The sequence below is a fragment of the Streptomyces sp. Rer75 genome, from assembly GCF_013414305.1.
In the GTDB taxonomy this organism is placed as follows: domain Bacteria; phylum Actinomycetota; class Actinomycetes; order Streptomycetales; family Streptomycetaceae; genus Streptomyces; species Streptomyces himastatinicus.
In genome coordinates this window covers 1,645,580-1,661,995 of sequence record NZ_CP058693.1, presented here as the reverse complement: position 1 = coordinate 1,661,995, position 16,416 = coordinate 1,645,580, and the positions used below count along the sequence as shown (strand labels likewise).

16 protein-coding genes are annotated in these 16,416 nt (G+C 74.4%); 8 read left to right on the top strand and 8 right to left on the bottom strand.

Annotated features, from left to right (window positions below):
• Positions 1-45: 45 nt before the first annotated feature.
• Together HYQ63_RS06380 and HYQ63_RS06375 are read left to right on the top strand one after the other, a co-directional pair.
• Positions 46-495, top strand: a complete 450-nt coding sequence (locus HYQ63_RS06380) for a cyclic nucleotide-binding domain-containing protein (RefSeq protein ID WP_179932945.1) — start codon at positions 46-48, stop codon at positions 493-495.
• Between the two features lie 221 nt (positions 496-716).
• Complete coding sequence (locus HYQ63_RS06375; protein ID WP_257231665.1) at positions 717-1,436, top strand: response regulator transcription factor; 720 nt, start codon at positions 717-719, stop codon at positions 1,434-1,436.
• A gap of 315 nt (positions 1,437-1,751) precedes the next feature.
• Here HYQ63_RS06375 and HYQ63_RS06370 read toward each other — a convergent pair whose 3' ends face one another.
• On the bottom strand, positions 1,752-2,594 hold the full coding sequence (locus HYQ63_RS06370; protein ID WP_179932944.1) for an MOSC domain-containing protein: 843 nt from the start codon (positions 2,592-2,594) through the stop codon (positions 1,752-1,754).
• A gap of 135 nt (positions 2,595-2,729) precedes the next feature.
• On the bottom strand, positions 2,730-3,227 hold the full coding sequence (locus HYQ63_RS06365; RefSeq protein ID WP_179932942.1) for a DUF6643 family protein: 498 nt from the start codon (positions 3,225-3,227) through the stop codon (positions 2,730-2,732).
• 212 nt (positions 3,228-3,439) lie between these two features.
• Between HYQ63_RS06365 and HYQ63_RS06360 the strand changes: the two genes are divergently transcribed.
• Positions 3,440-4,813, top strand: coding sequence for a TerD family protein (locus HYQ63_RS06360; RefSeq protein WP_179939801.1), 1,374 nt, complete (start codon positions 3,440-3,442; stop codon positions 4,811-4,813).
• A 10-nt stretch (positions 4,814-4,823) separates the two neighbouring features.
• On the opposite strand, the gene HYQ63_RS06355 is transcribed toward HYQ63_RS06360, so the two are convergent.
• On the bottom strand, positions 4,824-6,050 hold the full coding sequence (locus HYQ63_RS06355) for a glycosyltransferase (RefSeq protein WP_179932940.1): 1,227 nt from the start codon (positions 6,048-6,050) through the stop codon (positions 4,824-4,826).
• Between the two features lie 68 nt (positions 6,051-6,118).
• On the opposite strand from HYQ63_RS06355, the gene HYQ63_RS06350 reads away from it, so the two are divergent.
• Both HYQ63_RS06350 and HYQ63_RS06345 read left to right on the top strand, forming a co-directional pair.
• A complete protein-coding gene (locus tag HYQ63_RS06350; protein WP_179932938.1) occupies positions 6,119-6,919 on the top strand; it encodes a glutamate racemase in 801 nt (266 codons plus the stop codon).
• A gap of 73 nt (positions 6,920-6,992) precedes the next feature.
• Positions 6,993-7,565 carry a hypothetical protein gene (locus HYQ63_RS06345; RefSeq protein WP_179932936.1) on the top strand — a complete coding sequence of 191 codons (573 nt, stop codon included), beginning with the start codon at positions 6,993-6,995 and terminating at the stop codon, positions 7,563-7,565.
• Between the two features lie 381 nt (positions 7,566-7,946).
• On the opposite strand, the gene HYQ63_RS06340 is transcribed toward HYQ63_RS06345, so the two are convergent.
• On the bottom strand, positions 7,947-8,969 hold the full coding sequence (locus tag HYQ63_RS06340) for an O-antigen ligase family protein (protein WP_373689035.1): 1,023 nt from the start codon (positions 8,967-8,969) through the stop codon (positions 7,947-7,949).
• Positions 8,970-9,206: 237 nt separating this feature from the next.
• Here HYQ63_RS06340 and HYQ63_RS06335 point away from each other — a divergent pair, with 237 nt between their 5' ends.
• From HYQ63_RS06335 to HYQ63_RS06325, 3 genes are all read left to right on the top strand, one after another.
• Entirely contained in the window at positions 9,207-9,686 is a 480-nt protein-coding gene (locus HYQ63_RS06335) for an NUDIX domain-containing protein (RefSeq protein WP_179932934.1), read from the top strand.
• 55 nt (positions 9,687-9,741) lie between these two features.
• Positions 9,742-10,566, top strand: a complete 825-nt coding sequence (locus tag HYQ63_RS06330; protein ID WP_179932932.1) for a 3-hydroxybutyrate dehydrogenase — start codon at positions 9,742-9,744, stop codon at positions 10,564-10,566.
• Positions 10,567-10,670: 104 nt separating this feature from the next.
• A complete protein-coding gene (locus tag HYQ63_RS06325) occupies positions 10,671-12,635 on the top strand; it encodes a GAF domain-containing protein (RefSeq protein WP_179932930.1) in 1,965 nt (654 codons plus the stop codon).
• A gap of 12 nt (positions 12,636-12,647) precedes the next feature.
• On the opposite strand, the gene HYQ63_RS06320 is transcribed toward HYQ63_RS06325, so the two are convergent.
• The 4 genes from HYQ63_RS06320 to dhaK form a co-directional block, all read right to left on the bottom strand.
• Complete coding sequence (locus tag HYQ63_RS06320) at positions 12,648-14,033, bottom strand: MFS transporter (RefSeq protein ID WP_179932929.1); 1,386 nt, start codon at positions 14,031-14,033, stop codon at positions 12,648-12,650.
• Positions 14,034-14,228: 195 nt separating this feature from the next.
• The gene (locus tag HYQ63_RS06315; protein WP_179932927.1) at positions 14,229-14,645 is read right to left on the bottom strand and encodes a PTS-dependent dihydroxyacetone kinase phosphotransferase subunit DhaM; all 417 of its coding nucleotides are present in this window, start codon (positions 14,643-14,645) and stop codon (positions 14,229-14,231) included.
• Positions 14,642-15,277, bottom strand: a complete 636-nt coding sequence (gene dhaL / locus HYQ63_RS06310; protein ID WP_179932925.1) for a dihydroxyacetone kinase subunit DhaL — start codon at positions 15,275-15,277, stop codon at positions 14,642-14,644. The genes HYQ63_RS06315 and dhaL overlap by 4 nt, the downstream gene beginning before the upstream one ends.
• Positions 15,278-15,408: 131 nt before the next feature.
• Entirely contained in the window at positions 15,409-16,401 is a 993-nt protein-coding gene (gene dhaK / locus HYQ63_RS06305; protein WP_179932923.1) for a dihydroxyacetone kinase subunit DhaK, read from the bottom strand.
• Positions 16,402-16,416: the final 15 nt, after the last annotated feature.

Here is a 16,416-nt window from a genome sequence, read left to right as displayed (position 1 = left end):
CACCGCCGAGGGGCGAGGCGGGGGAGGAGACGGCAGAGTGAGGCCATGATGGGACTTCTGGGCGCACTGAAGACCGAGCACCGCGAGCGGCTGATGGCGCTCGCCCACGACGTGTCCTTCCCCTCCGGCGGCCGCATCTTCGAGGAGGGCCGGAAGGCCGACCGCTTCTGGGTCATCCGCACCGGTGCCGTCACCCTCGACCTGCGGGTCCCGGGCCGCCGGGCCGCGGTGATCGAGACCCTGGGCCCCGGCGAGCTGATCGGCTGGTCATGGCTGTTCCCGCCGGACACCTGGCACCTGGGCGCGGAGGCGCTCAGCCCGGTGCGCGCGTACGAGTTCGACGCGGAGGCCGTGCGCAGGCTGTGCGACGACGACACGGAGCTGGGCTACTCGCTCGCGCTGGCCTGCGCACAGGTGATCGGGCGCCGCCTCCAGGCCGCCCGCAGCCGTCTGCTGGACCTGTACGGGCCGTACGCGGGCGGCATGTCCCCCTGATCCTCCCCTGCCGTCCTGACCGTCCCCCTGCCGTCCCCTTGATCGGGACGGGAACCGCGCGCTGACGCCGCCGGGCGGGCCGGACTGCGTATCGTCGGCACCGCTGATCGCGGAGCGGCGCACCCGAGGGCCGAATGGCCCCTTCCGCCTCCGCGCGGCAGGACGTAAGAGTGGGCAACCGGATCACGACCGGCGCCCCGCGCGCTACGGAGGAGAGGGCAGTGCCCGAGACAGCCGACACCGCCGATGCGGGGGGAGTCGACCCTCCCGCCGAGCCCATCGGGGTCTTCCTGCTCGACGACCACGAGGTGGTGCGACGGGGCTTGCGCGACCTGCTGGACGCGGAGCCCGACCTCACGGTCGTCGGCGAGGCGGCGAGCGCCCGCGAGGCCATCGCCCGCGCCCCCGCCGTACGGCCCCGCGTGGCGGTGCTCGACGTACGGCTGGGCGGGGCGGGGGAGAACGCCGACCACGAAGGGATCGCGGTCTGCCGGGAGTTGCGGACCCGGCTGCCGGGGCTGGCCTGCCTGATGCTCACGTCCTTCGACGACGACGAGGCGCTCTTCGACGCCATCATGGCCGGGGCAGCGGGCTACGTGCTCAAGCAGATCAACGGCTCCGACCTGGTGTCCGCCGTACGCACCGTCGCGGGCGGGCGGTCCATGCTCGACCCGGGCGCGACCGCCCGCGTCATGGCCCGGCTCCGCGGCCCCCAGCCCAGCACGCCCGACGAGCTGGAGCGGCTGTCCCCGCGCGAACGGGAGATCCTGGAGCTGATCGGGGACGGGCTGACCAACCGGCAGATCGCCGAGCGGCTGTTCCTCGCCGAGAAGACCGTCAAGAACCGGATCTCCTCGATCCTGTCCAAGCTGGGCGTCGGGCGGCGGATCCAGGCCGCGGTGATCGCCGAGCGGATCAGGGAGCGCGAGACGGGGCAGTGAGGCGTCGGGAGCCCGGCATGATCGGCGAGACACCCCCTAGGTCGCGGGGGGCACGAGGCCGGCTCCCCATCCGGCCCCGCACCCCACGCCGAACGGGGCCGGCCGATCATGGAGGCTCATCACCGCAGTGGGGTGAGAGCCCGGCCGCCCCGTGGTCAACCGGCTCACACCGCCCGCCCCAGCATCCCGCCCCCCGCCCCGGCGGGGGAGGGCCGAACGGCCCCTGGCCCGGGGCCATATGGGCCGCCGCACGGCGCGCCCGGGTGGCGCCCGCCACCGTGCCGTGGCGATCCCGCCGCGATGCCCGTCGGGGGGCTACTCCAGGATCTCGACCGGGTCGCCCAGCCGCAGCGTGCCCGTGCCCTCCGGCACCATGTTCTGCCCGAAGAGCAGGGCGTCCCCCACCCGCCGGTGCCGCGCCAGCGTCCGCAGCGGCTCCTTGCCGCGCTCGCCGGTGCTCTGGTCCGTCGTGGTGATCACACAGCGGGAGCACGGCTTGGGCACCCGGAAGACGACCTCACCGATCCTTATCCGCCGCCAGTCGTCCTCGGCCCATGGCGCGGTGCCGTCGATCACGACGTTCGGCCGGAAGCGGTTCATCGGCAAGGGGCCCTCGTCGGGGTGGTCACCCTGGGCGATGAGCGAGTTGAGCGCGTGCAGCGACGCGGTGGTCGTGAGCAGCAGCGGAAACTCGTCGGCGAGGCTCACGGTCTCCCCGCCGCGCGCGTACTCCGGGGTCAGGGGCCGCCGCGCCGGGTCGTCGAGGTGGACCAGCCGCACCTCGGTGCCCAGGAAGTCGCTGAACCACGCATCGGCGTCGGCGCCCGCCGACACCACCTCGACCTCCGTCCGCGCCAGCTTCGCGGGGAAGGCGACCGGCGGCGGCACCGACGGGTCCCCCGGCCCGGGTGCGGCCACGGTCAGCGGCTCACGGCCCTCGGCGCTCAGCCGGATGCCACCGTCCGGCAGCGACTCGGCCGAGGCGAGCGCCAGCCGCGGCTGCTGGCGCTGGGTCACATAGCGCCCGTCCGGCTCGACGACCATCCATCTGCGGTCACCGGCCAGCCCCCACGGCTCCACGACCGCGGCACCGGGCGCCAACCCCGCGACGGACTTGACGGGGTAGACGTGCAGGGCGCTCAGCTCCGGGTTGACCATGCGGAACATCCTGCCACCAGGGTCCGACAGACCAGAGGTCCGCAGGGTGAACACGAGCCGGGGCCCGGCGGTCCGAACGTCGGACCACCGGGCCCCGGCAGGCTTGCGAAAGGGTGCGCGGAGAGTGCGCTGGGGTCAGTAGCCGCCCCCCGGCTGCTGGGGACGCCCCGGATACTGCTGCTGCCGGCCGTACGGGTCGTCGTACGGGGACGGCGAGGGAGCCGCCGGGCGGGGCGCCTGGGGGCGCGGCATCGCCGGACGCATCGCCTCGTACCCGTTCGGCGCCGCCGGACGCTGCTGCTGCTGCGCCCCCGGGTAGCCGCGCGGGCCCGCCTGCGGCGGGATGTACGGGGAGGGCGCCTGCTGGAGCCCGCCCGGCTGCATGCCGCCGGGCTGCGGCGCCTGCTGCTGATAGCCGGGCGGCGGGGTCTGCTGGGAGGGAGCGGCCGGAAGCGCGGGAAGCGCCGAGGGCAGTGCCGGGAGGTGACTTCCGCTGTCATACGCGGAAGGCACCCGGATGGGTGCGATCTGAGGCGTTCCCCGCTCGGCGACAAGGCTGTCGTAGATGGGGGTGTCCGGGAAGGACGGCGAGGAGTAGTAGCCGCCGCCGTAGGTGCTGCGGGGGGAGGTCATAGACCATAAGTTAAGCCCACCATGTGCTGATTGGGGAGCCCGGTAAGAGGGTTGTTTTCAGTGTTCGGAGCGGTCGTGGATCCCCAATCGGATGGAACCCGGGAAAAACGGTCGTCAGGGTACGTTGAGATCCTGTAAAGGGCGCGTTTTCAGAGGGTCACATGCCCGTCCAGAAAATGAAGCGAACAGAAAGACAGGGGGACAGCATGGCGATGCGCAAAGGCAGCAACATCCAGGTCACGGCAGGGTCGGTGCGGGTCGAACTCGGCTGGCGGTCCGGCCCCGGAGTGCCGGACGTGGACGCCTCCGCGCTGCTGCTGGTGTCCGGAAAGGTTCGCTCCGACGCGGACTTCGTGTTCTACAACCAGGCCGTGCACGCCTCGGGCGCCGTACGGCACGAGGGCAAGCAAACCATCGGTGACACCGTGACCGACGCCCTCGCGGTCGATCTGGGCCGCGTGGAGCCCGCGATCGAGACCGTGGTGCTCGCCGCCTCCTCGGACGGCGGAACGTTTGGCCGGGTGCCCGGCCTGTTCATCCGGGTCCTCGACGCGTCCGGCGGCGCCGAGATCGCCCGCTTCGACAGCGAGGACGCCTCCGTGGAGACCGCGTTCGTCCTCGGCGAGCTGTACCGCAGGCAGGGCGGATGGAAGTTCCGCGCGGTCGGCCAGGGGTACGACAGCGGGCTCGCGGGCCTCGCCACCGACTTCGGGATCAGCGTCGACGAACCGCAGCAGGCGCCCGCCCCCGCCTCCGCCGCCGCGCCCCCGGCCGCGCCTCCCGTACCGCCCGCCGCGCCCCCGGCGCCGCCGTCGGGGCCTCCGGCCGCCGCCTTCCCGCCGCCGCCCGGGGCCGCCGCCGCGCCGTACCCGCCGCCCGTGCCGGGCACCGCGCCCGCGCCCCCGGCCGCCCCGCCCGCGCCGGGCACCGCGCCCGCGGGGGCTCCGGTGAGCCTCAGCAAGGTCACGCTGACCAAGGAGGCGCCCGCCGTCTCGCTCACCAAGCAGGGCGGCACCTCCGGCGCCCTGCGGGTCAACCTCAACTGGCAGGTGCACAAGCAGTTCCAGGGGTGGGGCCAGAAGCTCGGCAGGGCCCTGGCCCTGCACGGCGACCTCGACCTCGACCTGGGCTGCCTGTTCGAACTCGCCGACGGCAGCAAGGGCGTGGTGCAGGCGCTCGGCAACTCGTTCGGGTCGCTGCACCAGCCGCCGTTCATCCACCTCGACGCCGACGACCGGACCGGCGCCCGGTCGTCCGGTGAGAACCTCACCGTCAACCTCGACCACAAGGACGCGTTCCGCCGCATCCTCGTCTTCGTCACCATCTACGAAGGTGCCCGCAGCTTCGCGAACCTGCACGCCACCGTCACTCTTCAGCCACAGTTCGGTGCGGCGGTCGATTTCTCCCTCGACGAGTGCACCGTCCCGTCCACGGTCTGCGCGCTCGCGCTCATCACCAACAACGGCGGCGACCTCGTCGTCCAGCGCGAGGCCCGCTATCTGGTGCCGGACCGCGGCGTCAGCCCGCAGCGCACCCTCGACCACGCGTACGGCTGGGGCATGAACTGGACCCCGGGGCGCAAGTGAGGGCTGTGCCTCACTCGCCGGGCGCGGCGCTGGGGCGGGCGTAGGTGCGCCCCTTCCAGGCCGCGCCCCGCCCCCGCCAGTGCCGCACCGCCGAGTCGACCGTCATCAGCAGATACAGAAGCGCCGTCAGCGGCAGCAGCGGGGCCAGCCAGAGGGTCTGCCGGTAGTAGCGCAGCATCGGGACGTACGTGGCGGCCATCAGCGCCCACGCGGCGGCGCCCGCCACCAGCAGCGCCGGGCGCCCGGTGAGTGCGCCGGCGCACAGCGCGACGGGCGGCGCGAGGTACACCACCGCGAGCCCCGCGACGGTCCCCACCAGCAGCAGCGGATTGTGCCGCAGCTGGGCGTACGCGCTGCGCGAGACCATCCGCCACAGCTCGCCGAGCCCCGGATACGGCCGCACGCTGTCCACCCGGTCGGCGAGGCCCAGCCAGATCGCCCCGCCGGAGCGCTTGACCGCCCGGGCGAGCGCCACGTCGTCGATGACCGCCTGCCGGATGGCCTCCGGGACCCCGGCCCGCTCGGCCGCCTCCCGGCGCAGCAGGACGCAGCCGCCCGCGGCGGCCGCCCAGCGTCCCCGGCGCCGGTTGACCCAACGGAACGGGTACAGCTGGGCGAAGAAGTACACGAACGCCGGGACGACCAGCCGCTCCCAGCCGGTCGTCACCCGCAGCCGCGCCATCTGCGACACCAGGTCCAGGCCGTGGGCCCGGGCCGCCCGCACCAACTCCCGCAGCGAGTCCGGCTCATGAGCGATGTCGGCGTCCGTCAGCAGCAGAAACTCGGCCTGGTGGGCGCTCTTGGCGAGCGCGATGCCGTGCCGCACCGCCCACAGCTTCCCGGTCCAGCCGGGCTCCGGCTCGCCCGGCGAGCCGACGGTCAGCGGCAGCCCGCCGTAGGTGTCGGCGAGTTCACGGGCCAGCTTTCCGGTGCCGTCGGAGCTGCCGTCGTCGATCAGGAAGACCTCGGCCGGTCCCGCATAGTCCTGGGCGAGCAGCGACGGCAGGCTCATGGGGAGGACGGCGGCCTCGTCCCGGGCGGGCACCACGATGGCCACCGAGGGCCAGTCGCCCGGCTCCTCGCCGGGCGTGGGCCCGTGCCCACCGGACGGATTCCCGTGCTCACCAGGTGGGGTCCGGGGCAGCCGGACGTCCGTACGCCAGAAGAACCCCTGGCCCAGCAGCAGCCACAGCCACACCACCAAGGCCCCGGCGGCGATCCACGTCAGCGCGCTCACCCGCCGCAGTCTGCCCGAACCCGCACCGCGGTGCCGAGGAGTCGGGGCCGATCCATTAAAGTGACGGGGTGAAGATCGCGCTAATGGACTCCGGATTCGGCCTGCTGCCCACCGCGGCCGCGATGCACCGCCTTCGACCCGACGCCGATCTCGTCCTCTCCTCCGACCCCGACGGCATGCCGTGGGGGCCTCGTACTCCCGAGGACGTCACCGAACGCGCCCTGGCCTGCGCCCGCGCCGCCGCCGCACACCGGCCCGACGCGCTGATCATCGCCTGCAACACCGCCTCCGTCCACGCCCTGCCCACGGTGCGGGCCGAACTGGAGCCCGGGCTGCCGGTCATCGGAACCGTCCCCGCGATCAAGCCCGCGGCGGCCGGCGGCGGGCCCATCGCGATCTGGGCCACGCCCGCCACCACCGGCAGCCCGTACCAGCGCGAGCTGATCCGTGACTTCGCGGACGGCGTCGAGGTGACGGCCGTGCCCTGTCCCGGCCTCGCCGACGCCGTCCAGCACGTCGATGACGCGGCGATCGACGCCGCGGTGGCTGCCGCCGCGGCCCGCACCCCGGACGACGTCCGGGCCGTCGTCCTCGGCTGCACCCACTACGAGCTGGTCGCCGACCGCATCCGGGCCGCCGTCCAGCCCGCCGGTGCGCCGCCCATCGCCCTCCACGGGTCGGCCGGGGCCGTCGCCGCGCAGGCCCTGCGCCGGATCGGCGCCGAACCCTCCCTGCCGCCCGGCGCGGCCGGGTCCGCCCGCGGCACCCTCACGGTCATCCTCAGCGGCCGCGAGGCCACGCTTCCGGAAGCCGCGCTCGCCTACGCCGAGGGCGGCCTGCTGGCCCCCGCCACCCCGGCGCGCGGCTGACCCGAACCCCTCCCACCGGCCAAAACGCCGCCGTCGGCTGCCGTGGTAGCGGAACGTGAGTACCCTGCCAGACATGAGGCCCCACGCCGAGGACTCCGAGAACCACGGCACGCAGACCCCGGGCCAGGGCACGCCCGCGGTCTGGACCGGTCATGCCCACAACCGGATGCAGTGGCTGCTGGCGACCGTGGGCGCCGCGTGCGTGGCGCTCGGCATCGACCTGGCCGTCGCCTCCCCCTGGGCCACCGGACTCGCGCCGCTCCTGATGGCGGTCATCGGCTGCCTCGCCGCCGGACTGCTGATGCTCTTCGGCACCCTCGCCTTCGTCCATGTGGCGGTGCGGGTCGACGAGGAGTGCCTCGAGGTCCGCTGCGGCCACATGGGTCTGCCCCGCCGCCGCATCCCCCTCAGCGACGTGGTCGACGCCGACGTCGCCCCGCGCGTCACCCCCTGCCACTGGGGCGGCTGGGGCTACCGATGGCGCCCCGACAAGGGCACCGCCGTGGTCGTGCGGCGCGGTGAGGGGTTGGTGCTGCGGCTGGGGGACGGCCGGATCTTCACGGTGACGGTGGACGATGCGGAGGCGGCCGTGCGGGTCATTCGCGACCGGCTGCGGCTCATCGCGACGCGGACGTCCCAGGTCTAGCGGCTCCCAGCCCGCCCCTTCCCGAATCCGGGGGATCCCCCGGCCCCCTGTCCTGGGGCCTCGCGGAGTGCCGTGCCCGGGGCGGTCCTGTGGTGCGCCTGTCGGGTGTGGCTGCGGTTGTTTCCCCTACCCCGCCCCTTCCCGAATCCGGGGATACCCCTGGGCCCCTCCCGGGGTTTCCCGGAGTGCCGTGCCCAGGGTGGTCGGGTTGGGAGTGCGGCCGAGGCCGGTCCGACCGGCGGTGGGCCTGCACCGGTGCGGCGGTTGTTTCCTCGCCCCTGGGGTACCCCCGGGCCCCCGTCTGCCCGGGGGCGGAGGAGCTGCGGGGGCCGGGGTGTCCCCGGTTCGGGAAGGGGCGGGGTGGGGGAGAGGCCCGCCGCGTCAGGGGACGGTTCGGGGCAGGGGTTCCTCTGGGGGGCGGGCCGTCGCCAGGCCCGCCAGAAGGCCCGCCCCGGCCGTCACCTGCGGAAAGCTGAGCGCGTTGCCCAGTGACGCCTCGACGGCGAGGGCCGTCAGCGCGGCCGCCGCCGTCAGGACGACCGGTGTGGACCGGGGTGAGCGCCACAGCGCGTACAGCAGCCAGGCGAAGGCCGCGCCCAGCAGCGCCACCCCCGGCAGCCCCTGCCCGGCGGCCTGCTGGAGTGGGGCGGAGTGCGGCGTGGTGTCCGGATCGGGCGACTCCGCGGCCGCCGGGCTCAGCTCGGCGAAGCGGTCCGGCCCGGCGCCGCGCACCGGATTCGCCCCGGCGAGGTGGGCCGCGTCCTGCCACATGCGGATGCGGTGCTCGGTGAGGTGGGCCCGCAGCGGGCGCGGCAGACCGCCGGGCACCGCGTCCGCCGCGACCGCCCAGCAGCCGCCGACGCCGACCGCGGCGACGAGCGCGAGGGCGGCCAGTCCGGCGAGCCGCCGCCGCAGCCGGGCGGCGGACAGGGAGCACAGCAGGACCGCGCCGCTCGCGGCCCACCCCGCGGGCGGCCCGCTCACCACCGCGGTGAGCGTGATCGTCAGGGCCAGCAGCCACAGGGCGAGCCGGAGCGCGGGCCGCCGGGCGGCCCACGCGGCGCAGCAGGCCGCGCCGGTGGCCAGGGTCAGCTGGGCCGCGTCCAGCCCCTGGTGGCCGCTCGGACCGGTGGGGGTGGCCAGGGCCAGGCCGAGCCCCGCGAGCCCGGCGGCGGCCCCGCAGGCGACCGGCAGGAGCGACCCGGCGATGCGGCCGCAGGCGTACCCGGCGGCCACGGCCAGTACGGCGAGCAGCACCCCCTCGGGGCGCGCGGTGCGCCCCATGGCGGAGATGAGCGCCCAGAGGGCGCAGGAAGCGAGGATCGCCACGCCCGCGATGTCGGGCAGACTGCCCGGGGCCTGGCTGTAGTGATCGCTGTCGTGGTCCTGGTCGTGATTCCTCACGACCGGTTCCAGCGCAGATGACGTCATCCCGTCGACCCCCCGTCGTGACGGGCATCGCGCAGCGACGGTACGTCGCGTCGCGAGCCATGCACCAGGAACGGTAGCGCCAGCGGCGAGATATGTGTATATGTTGCGCAGAAACGATGTGTCAGTGGTGAAACGCACCCCGAGCGCGCAGAACGGGCGCCCGGCGCAGGTCACCGGCGCGGGTTCGGGCCCGGCGGATACCCTCGGCGCATGGCGACCCCCGACTTCATCCGCGGCCTGCGGGCCTCCATCGGCCATCAACTCCTCTACCTGCCGGGCGTGAGCGCCGTCGTCTTCGACGACGAGGACAGGGTGCTGCTGGGCCGTCGGGCCGACAACGGCCGCTGGGCGATCATCTGCGGCATCCCCGAACCGGGCGAGCAGCCCGCCACGGCGGTGGTGCGCGAGGTGCACGAGGAGACCGCGGTGCGCTGCGTTCCGGAGCGCATCGTGCTCGTACGGACGTTGGCGCCGGTGACGTACCCCAACGACGACCAGTGCCAGTTCATGGACGTCTGCTTCCGCTGCCGCGCGGTGAGCGGCGAGGCGCGGGTGAACGACGACGAGTCGCTGGACGTGGGCTGGTTCCCGCTCGACGCGCTGCCGGAGCTGGAGGACTTCTCGCTCATCCGGATCAAGCAGGCGCTCGGCGAGGGGCCGACGTGGTTCGAACCCATCCCGGCGGAGTGAAGAGTGTGCCGCGCCCCCATCGGTCCGGGCGCGGCCGCCGCCTAGTGTGCCGCTCATGAGCGCGTCCCCCGTGCCCGGCCACGTTCCGGGCTCCGCCCCCCGGCCCGCCGATGCCGGTCTCGCCGGCCGTACCGCAGTCGTCACCGGCGCCGCCGGGGGCATCGGGCGGGCGTGCAGCCTGCGGCTGGCGGCCGCGGGGGCGCGGGTACGGGCGGTCGACATGGACGCCGAGGGGCTGGCCGACCTTGTCGCGTTGGCCGAAGGGACGGCCCGCCCGACGGGCACCGTCGAGGCGTACGCCCTGGACCTGACCGACCTCGACGCGGCCGAACGGGCCGCCGTGGGCGCCGACATCCTCGTCAACAACGCGGGGATCCAGCTCGTCCGCCCCATCGAGGACTTCCCGCCGGAGGTCTTCTCGCGGGTGCTCACGGTGATGCTGGAGGCCCCGTTCCGGCTGGTGCGCGGCGCCCTGCCGGGGATGTACGAGCGGGGCTGGGGGCGGATCGTGAACATCTCCTCCGTGCACGGGCTGCGCGCCTCCGCGTACAAGTCCGCGTATGTGGCCGCCAAACACGGGCTGGAGGGGCTCTCCAAGGTCGCCGCCCTGGAGGGCGCGCCCCACGGGGTGACGTCCAACTGCGTCAACCCCGGCTATGTACGCACTCCACTGGTCGAGCGTCAGATCGCCGACCAGGCCGCGGCGCACGGCATCTCCGCGGAGCGCGTCGTCTCCGAGGTGCTGCTGGCCGACGCGGCGGTCAAGCGGCTCGTCGAGCCGGAGGAGGTGGCGGAGGCCGTGGCGTATCTGTGCGGTCCGCACTCCTCGTTCATCACCGGCGCCTCGCTCAGCATGGACGGCGGATGGACGGCCCACTGAACGGCTCCCTGGACAGCCCCTCGAACGGCCCACCGTACGAGGGGCCGAACGGCCCCCTGCCCGGCCGCTCACCAGGCCGCGCCGCGTCCGGCGGGAGTACGCCCATGTCGACGCCCATGACCGACGATCAGCCGGAGACCCCGTACCTGGAACTGCTCGCGCGCGGCGCGCCCGCCGAGGCGTACGAGCGTCCCGGTCTGCGGGCGCGCGCCGAGGGGGCCCCGGCCGAGCGGCTGGCCGCGCTGGAGCGCGCCAAGCTGCTCGCCCTGCGGGTGCGCGGCGAACTGGAGGGGCGCAGGCGGCGCGAGGCCGAGCTGTCCGCGCTCTTCGAGACCGCCCACGACCTCGCCGGGCTGCGCGATCTGGACGCGGTCCTCCAGGCCATCGTGCAGCGCGCCCGCTCGCTGCTGGGCACCGAGGTCGCGTATCTGACCCTCAACGACCCGACCGCCGGGGACACCTATATGAGGGTCACCGACGGTTCGGTCTCGGCGCGCTTCCAGCAGCTGCGGCTCGGCATGGGGGAGGGGCTCGGCGGGCTCGTCGCCCAGACGGCGCGCCCCTATGTGACCGACAGCTACTTCGACGACCCCCGGTTCCAGCACACCCGCACCATCGACGCGGGCGTCAGCGACGAGGGCCTGGTCGCCATCCTCGGGGTGCCGCTGCTGCTCGGCAGCGGCGTCATCGGGGTGCTGTTCGCGGCCGACCGCCGCGTCCGCGTCTTCGAACGCGAACAGATCGCCCTGCTCGCCTCCTTCGCCGCGCACGCGGCCGTCGCGATCGACACGGCCAACCTGCTCGCCGAGACCCGGACGGCGCTGGCCGAACTGGAGGCCGCCAACGAGATCATCCGGGACCGCAGCGGTGTCATCGAGCGCGCCTCCGAGGTCCACGACCGGCTCACCGAACTGGTGCTGCGCGGTGGCGGGGTGCAGGACGTCGCCGCCGCCGTGGCCGAGGTGCTGAGCGGATCAGTGGAGTTCCTGGAGGCCGACGAGGCACCCGCGGGCGCCCTGGACCGGTCGCGGGCCGACGGCCACGCCGTACGCCACGGCGAGGACTGGGTCGCGGCCGTCTCCGCGGGCGGCGAACTCCTCGGCGCGCTCGTCCTGCACGGCCACCCCCGGCTCGACCCCGTGGACCAGCGCACCCTGGAGCGCGCCGCGATGGTCACCTCACTGCTCCAGCTCGCCCGCCGGTCGGCGGGCGAGGCCGAACAGCGGGTGCGCGGCGAGCTGCTGGACGATCTGCTCGACGCGCCCGACCGGGAGCCGCGGCTGCTGCGGGAGCGTGCCGCGCGGCTGCGGGCGGACCTGGACGCGCCCCATGTCGTCCTCGCCGCGGGCATCGACGCGCCCCGCGCCGAGCCCGCGGCCGAACCCGCCCCCGCCGCCGAGGACGCCGCCGACCGGCAGCGCCTGTGGTCCGCCGCGTCCCATCTGGCCGCCACCCGGCAGGGCCTGGCCGCGGCGCGCGACGGCGGCACGGTGCTGCTGCTGCCGCTCGCCGACGGCGACAGCGCCGACGCCCTCGCCCGCCGCATCGCCCGGCAGCTGGGCGCCGCCGTGCACGCGCCCGTCACCGTCGGCGCCTCCGCGCCCGTCGCCGCGCCCGCCGCCCGCCCCGCCGAGGTGGCCGCCTCGTACGCCGAGGCCCGGCGCTGTCTGGCCGCGCTGCGGGTGCTGGGCCGGGCCGGTGAGGGGGCCGCCGCCGAGGACTTCGGCTTCCTCGGCCTGCTGCTGGCCGGTACGCGGGACGGCGCCCCGGACGGCACCCGGGTGCGGGACTTCGTCACGCGCACCATCGGCGCGGTCGTGGAGTACGACGCGCGGCGCGGCACCGGGCTGGTCCGCACGCTCGACGCGTACTTCGCCAGCGGGATGAGCCCGGCGCGCACCAAGGACGAACTGCATGTGCATGTGAACACGGTGGCGCAGCGGCTGGAGCGGGTGGGGCGGCTGCTCGGCGCCGACTGGCAGTCGCCCGCGCGGTCGCTGGAGATCCAGCTGGCGCTGCGGCTGCACCGGCTGACGGGCGCCGTGGAGCACCCGCCCCCCACTTCCTAGGCCGAGCACCTCCTATGCCGAGGCCGAACGGGAAGCCTTCGACGCCGCCCGCGGCTCGTCGTCGCCCGGCCGGATCGCGGCCAGGTCGCGTTCGCGGGTCTCCTTCGCCGCGCCGACCGCCACCATCGTCAGCAGCGCCGCCGCGATGACGTACAGGGCGATCGGCGTGGCGCTGTCGTAGTCGGCCAGCAGCGCGGTGGCGATCAGCGGTGCGGGCGCCCCGGCCGCGACCGAGGAGAACTGGGCGCCGATCGAGGCGCCCGAGTACCGCATCCGCGTCGCGAACATCTCCGAGAAGAAGGCCGCCTGGGGCGCGTACATCGCACCGTGGAAGACCAGCCCGACCGTGACCGCGAGGAGCAGCGCCCCGAAGCCCTTCGTGTCGATGAGGGCGAAGAAGGGGAACGCCCACGCGCCGACGCCCGCGGCGCCAAGCAGATAGACCGGACGGCGGCCGATGCGGTCCGAGAGGGCGCCCCAGGCCGGGATCGTCGCGAAGTGCACGGCGGAGGCGATGAGGACGGCGTTCAGCGCGGTCTGCTTGCCGAGGCCCACGTGGTCGGAAGTGGCGTAGACGAGGACGAAGGCCGTGAGCACGTAGTAGCTGATGTTCTCGGCCATCCTGGCTCCCATGGCGACCAGGACGTCCCGCCAGTGGTGGCGCAGGACGGCCACCAGCGGCATCTTCTCCGCCACGTCGGCGGACTTCCGCGCCTCGGCCTGGGCCAGCGCCGCCTTGAACACCGGTGATTCATCGACAGAGAGACGAATCCACAAGCCGACCAGCACCAGCACACCGGAGAGCAGGAACGGCACCCGCCACCCCCAGGACTCGAAGGAGCCCTCGGAGAGCAGCCCGGTCAGCGCGGACAGCACCCCGGTGGCCAGCAACTGCCCGGCGGGGGCGCCGGTCTGCGGCCAGGACGCCCAGAATCCGCGCCGTCGCGCGTCCCCGTGCTCGGACACCAGCAGCACCGCCCCGCCCCATTCGCCGCCGAGCGCGAAGCCCTGCACCAGCCGCAGCGCGGTGAGCAGGACGGGCGCGGCCGAGCCGACCGTGGCGTGCGTCGGCAGCAGGCCGATCGCACAGGTCGCCCCGCCCATCAGCAGCAGGCTCAGGACCAGCAGCTTCTTACGGCCGAGCCGGTCGCCGTAGTGCCCGAACACCAGGGCGCCGATGGGCCGGGCGGCGAAGCCGACCGCGTACGTCAGGAACGACAGCAGGGTGCCGACGAGCGGGTCGGAGTCGGGGAAGAAGAGCTTGTTGAAGACGAGCGCGGCGGCCGACCCGTAGAGGAAGAAGTCGTACCACTCGATGGTGGTGCCGATGAGGCTCGCCGCGACGACGCGGCGCAGCGATCCGGGGCTGGTAGGGGGAGCGGGGGCCGGGGTAGCCATGGTTACCACTTCCGAGCGGGTGCGGGGACGGATGCGAGTGCCCACACCGTAGAAATGCGCATGTCAGCTCGGATATGTACGGGGACTCCATACTTGGGCCGTCCGCTGCGGGCGCCGCACCCATACGAACGGGGCGCGGCGATCCGGGCCCGGTGGCAGGCGGTTTGCGATGTCCCCGGGCCCGTGCGCGGCGCTTCAGACCTTGCGGTAGTCGTACGCCTCCGCGGCGGCTCCGGCGACGGTGTCCACGTCCGCGCCCGTGGACGCGGTGACCACGGCCGCCACCGCGCCCTCCACGAGCGGCGCGTCCACCAGCCGGGAGCCCTCCGGAAGCTCGTCCTCCTCGGCCAGCAGCGCCTTGACGGTCAGTACGGCGCTGCCGAGGTCGACCAGTATGGCCACCCCGGCGCCCTGGTCGACGGCGTACGCCGCCTCGCGTATCAGCTCCTCGCTGGTGCCGAATCCGCCGTCCGGGGTGCCGCCCGCGGCCCGCACGGGCGCCGTCCCGCCACCGGCCAGCGCGGTGGCCAGCCGGGCGACCGACTCGGCGACCTCCCCGCTGTGCGACACGACCACGACCCCGACCAGCTTCTCCCCGCTGTCCTGGGTCATCGGACGGCCTCCGCCAGCGCCGCGACGATCAGCGCGGACGAGGTGGCGCCGGGGTCCTGGTGGCCGACGCTGCGTTCGCCCAGATAGCTGGCCCGGCCCTTGCGCGCCAGCATCGGCACGGTGGCCAGCGCGCCCTTGTCGGCGGCCTCGCCCGCCGCGGTGAACGAGGCGGTGTCGCCGCCCAGCGCCTCCACCGCGGGGAGCAGCGCGTCCAGCATGGTCTTGTCGCCCGGTGCGGCGCCGCCGAGCTGGGCCACCGCGTCCACCCCGGCCCGCAGCGCGTCCGCCAGCTGCTGGGGCGTGACCTCCGCCGCGTCGCCCAGTGCCTTGCCCGCGCGCCGCAGCAGCGTCCCGTACAGCGGCCCGGAGGCGCCGCCCACCTTCGAGATCAGCTGGCGCCCGGCCAGGATGAGCGCGGCGCCGGGCGATCCCGGCGGCTCCTTTTCCATCGCCTCCGTCACGGCCGCGAAACCGCGCTGCATGTTGGTGCCGTGGTCGGCGTCGCCGATCGCGGAATCCAGCTCGGTGAGCCGGGCCGCCTCGCGGTGCACGGACTCGGCCGCGGCGGTGAGCCAGCGTTGGAAGAAAGAGGTGTCGAGCGCATGTTCGACTGCGGATTCACTGCTGGACACAGACGCCTCCTCATGACGGTAACCGACGGCGACAGCGTACGTATCAGGTCAGCCGGTGGGGTCCGGCGGGCCGGGCCCGGTGGTCCGTATCCGGCGGTCCGGGCCCGGTGGTCCGGGCCCGGTGGTCCGGGTCAGCAGCCCCAGCGCAGCCCGGCGGTCCGTACGGGCGCGTCCCACAGCCGCAGCAGGTCCTCGTCGACCTGGCACAGCGTGACCGAGGCGCCCGCCATGTCGAGTGATGTGACGTAGTTGCCGACGAGCGTACGTGCCACCGCCACGCGGCGCTCGCCGAGCACCCGGTGCACCTCGGCCGCGAAGCCGTACAGCTCCAGCTGCGGGGTGGCGCCCATTCCATTGACCAGGACGAGCACCGGATTGTCCGGGCGCAGGTCGTCCAGGACCGCGTCCACCGCGTAGTCGGCGATCTCGCGCGAGGTCATCATGGCGCGCCGCTCCCGCCCCGGCTCGCCGTGGATGCCCACGCCCAACTCCAGCTCCCCGGCGGGCAGATCGAAGGTGGGGCCGCCCTTGGCGGGTGTCGCGCAGGGCGAGAGCGCCACGCCGAAGCTGCGCGATGACGCGTTGACCCGGCGGGCAATCGCCTCGACCCGCTCCAGCGGTGCCCCTTCCTCGGCCGCCGCGCCGGCGATCTTCTCCACGAACAGCGTGGCGCCGGTGCCGCGGCGGCCCGCCGTGTGGGTGCTGTCGGACACCGCCACGTCGTCGTCGACGAGCACCCTGGCGACCTGGATGCCCTCGTCCTCGGCCAGTTCGGCGGCCATGTCGAAGTTGAGCACGTCGCCCGTGTAGTTCTTGACGACGAACAGCACGCCCTTGCCGCTGTCCACGGCGGCCGCCGCGCGCACCATCTGGTCGGGGACGGGGGAGGTGAAGACCTCGCCGGGGCAGGCCGCGTCGAGCATGCCGCGCCCCACGAACCCGCCGTGCAGCGGCTCGTGGCCGGAGCCGCCGCCGGAGACCAGGGCCACCTTGTCGGGCACCGGCGCGTCCCGCCGGACGATCACCCGGTTCTCGACGTCCACGGTCAGTTCGGGATGGGAGGCGGCCAGTCCGCGCAGTGCGTCGGCGACCACGGTTTCGGCCACATTGATGAGCATCTTCATGGGCGTGTTCGTCCT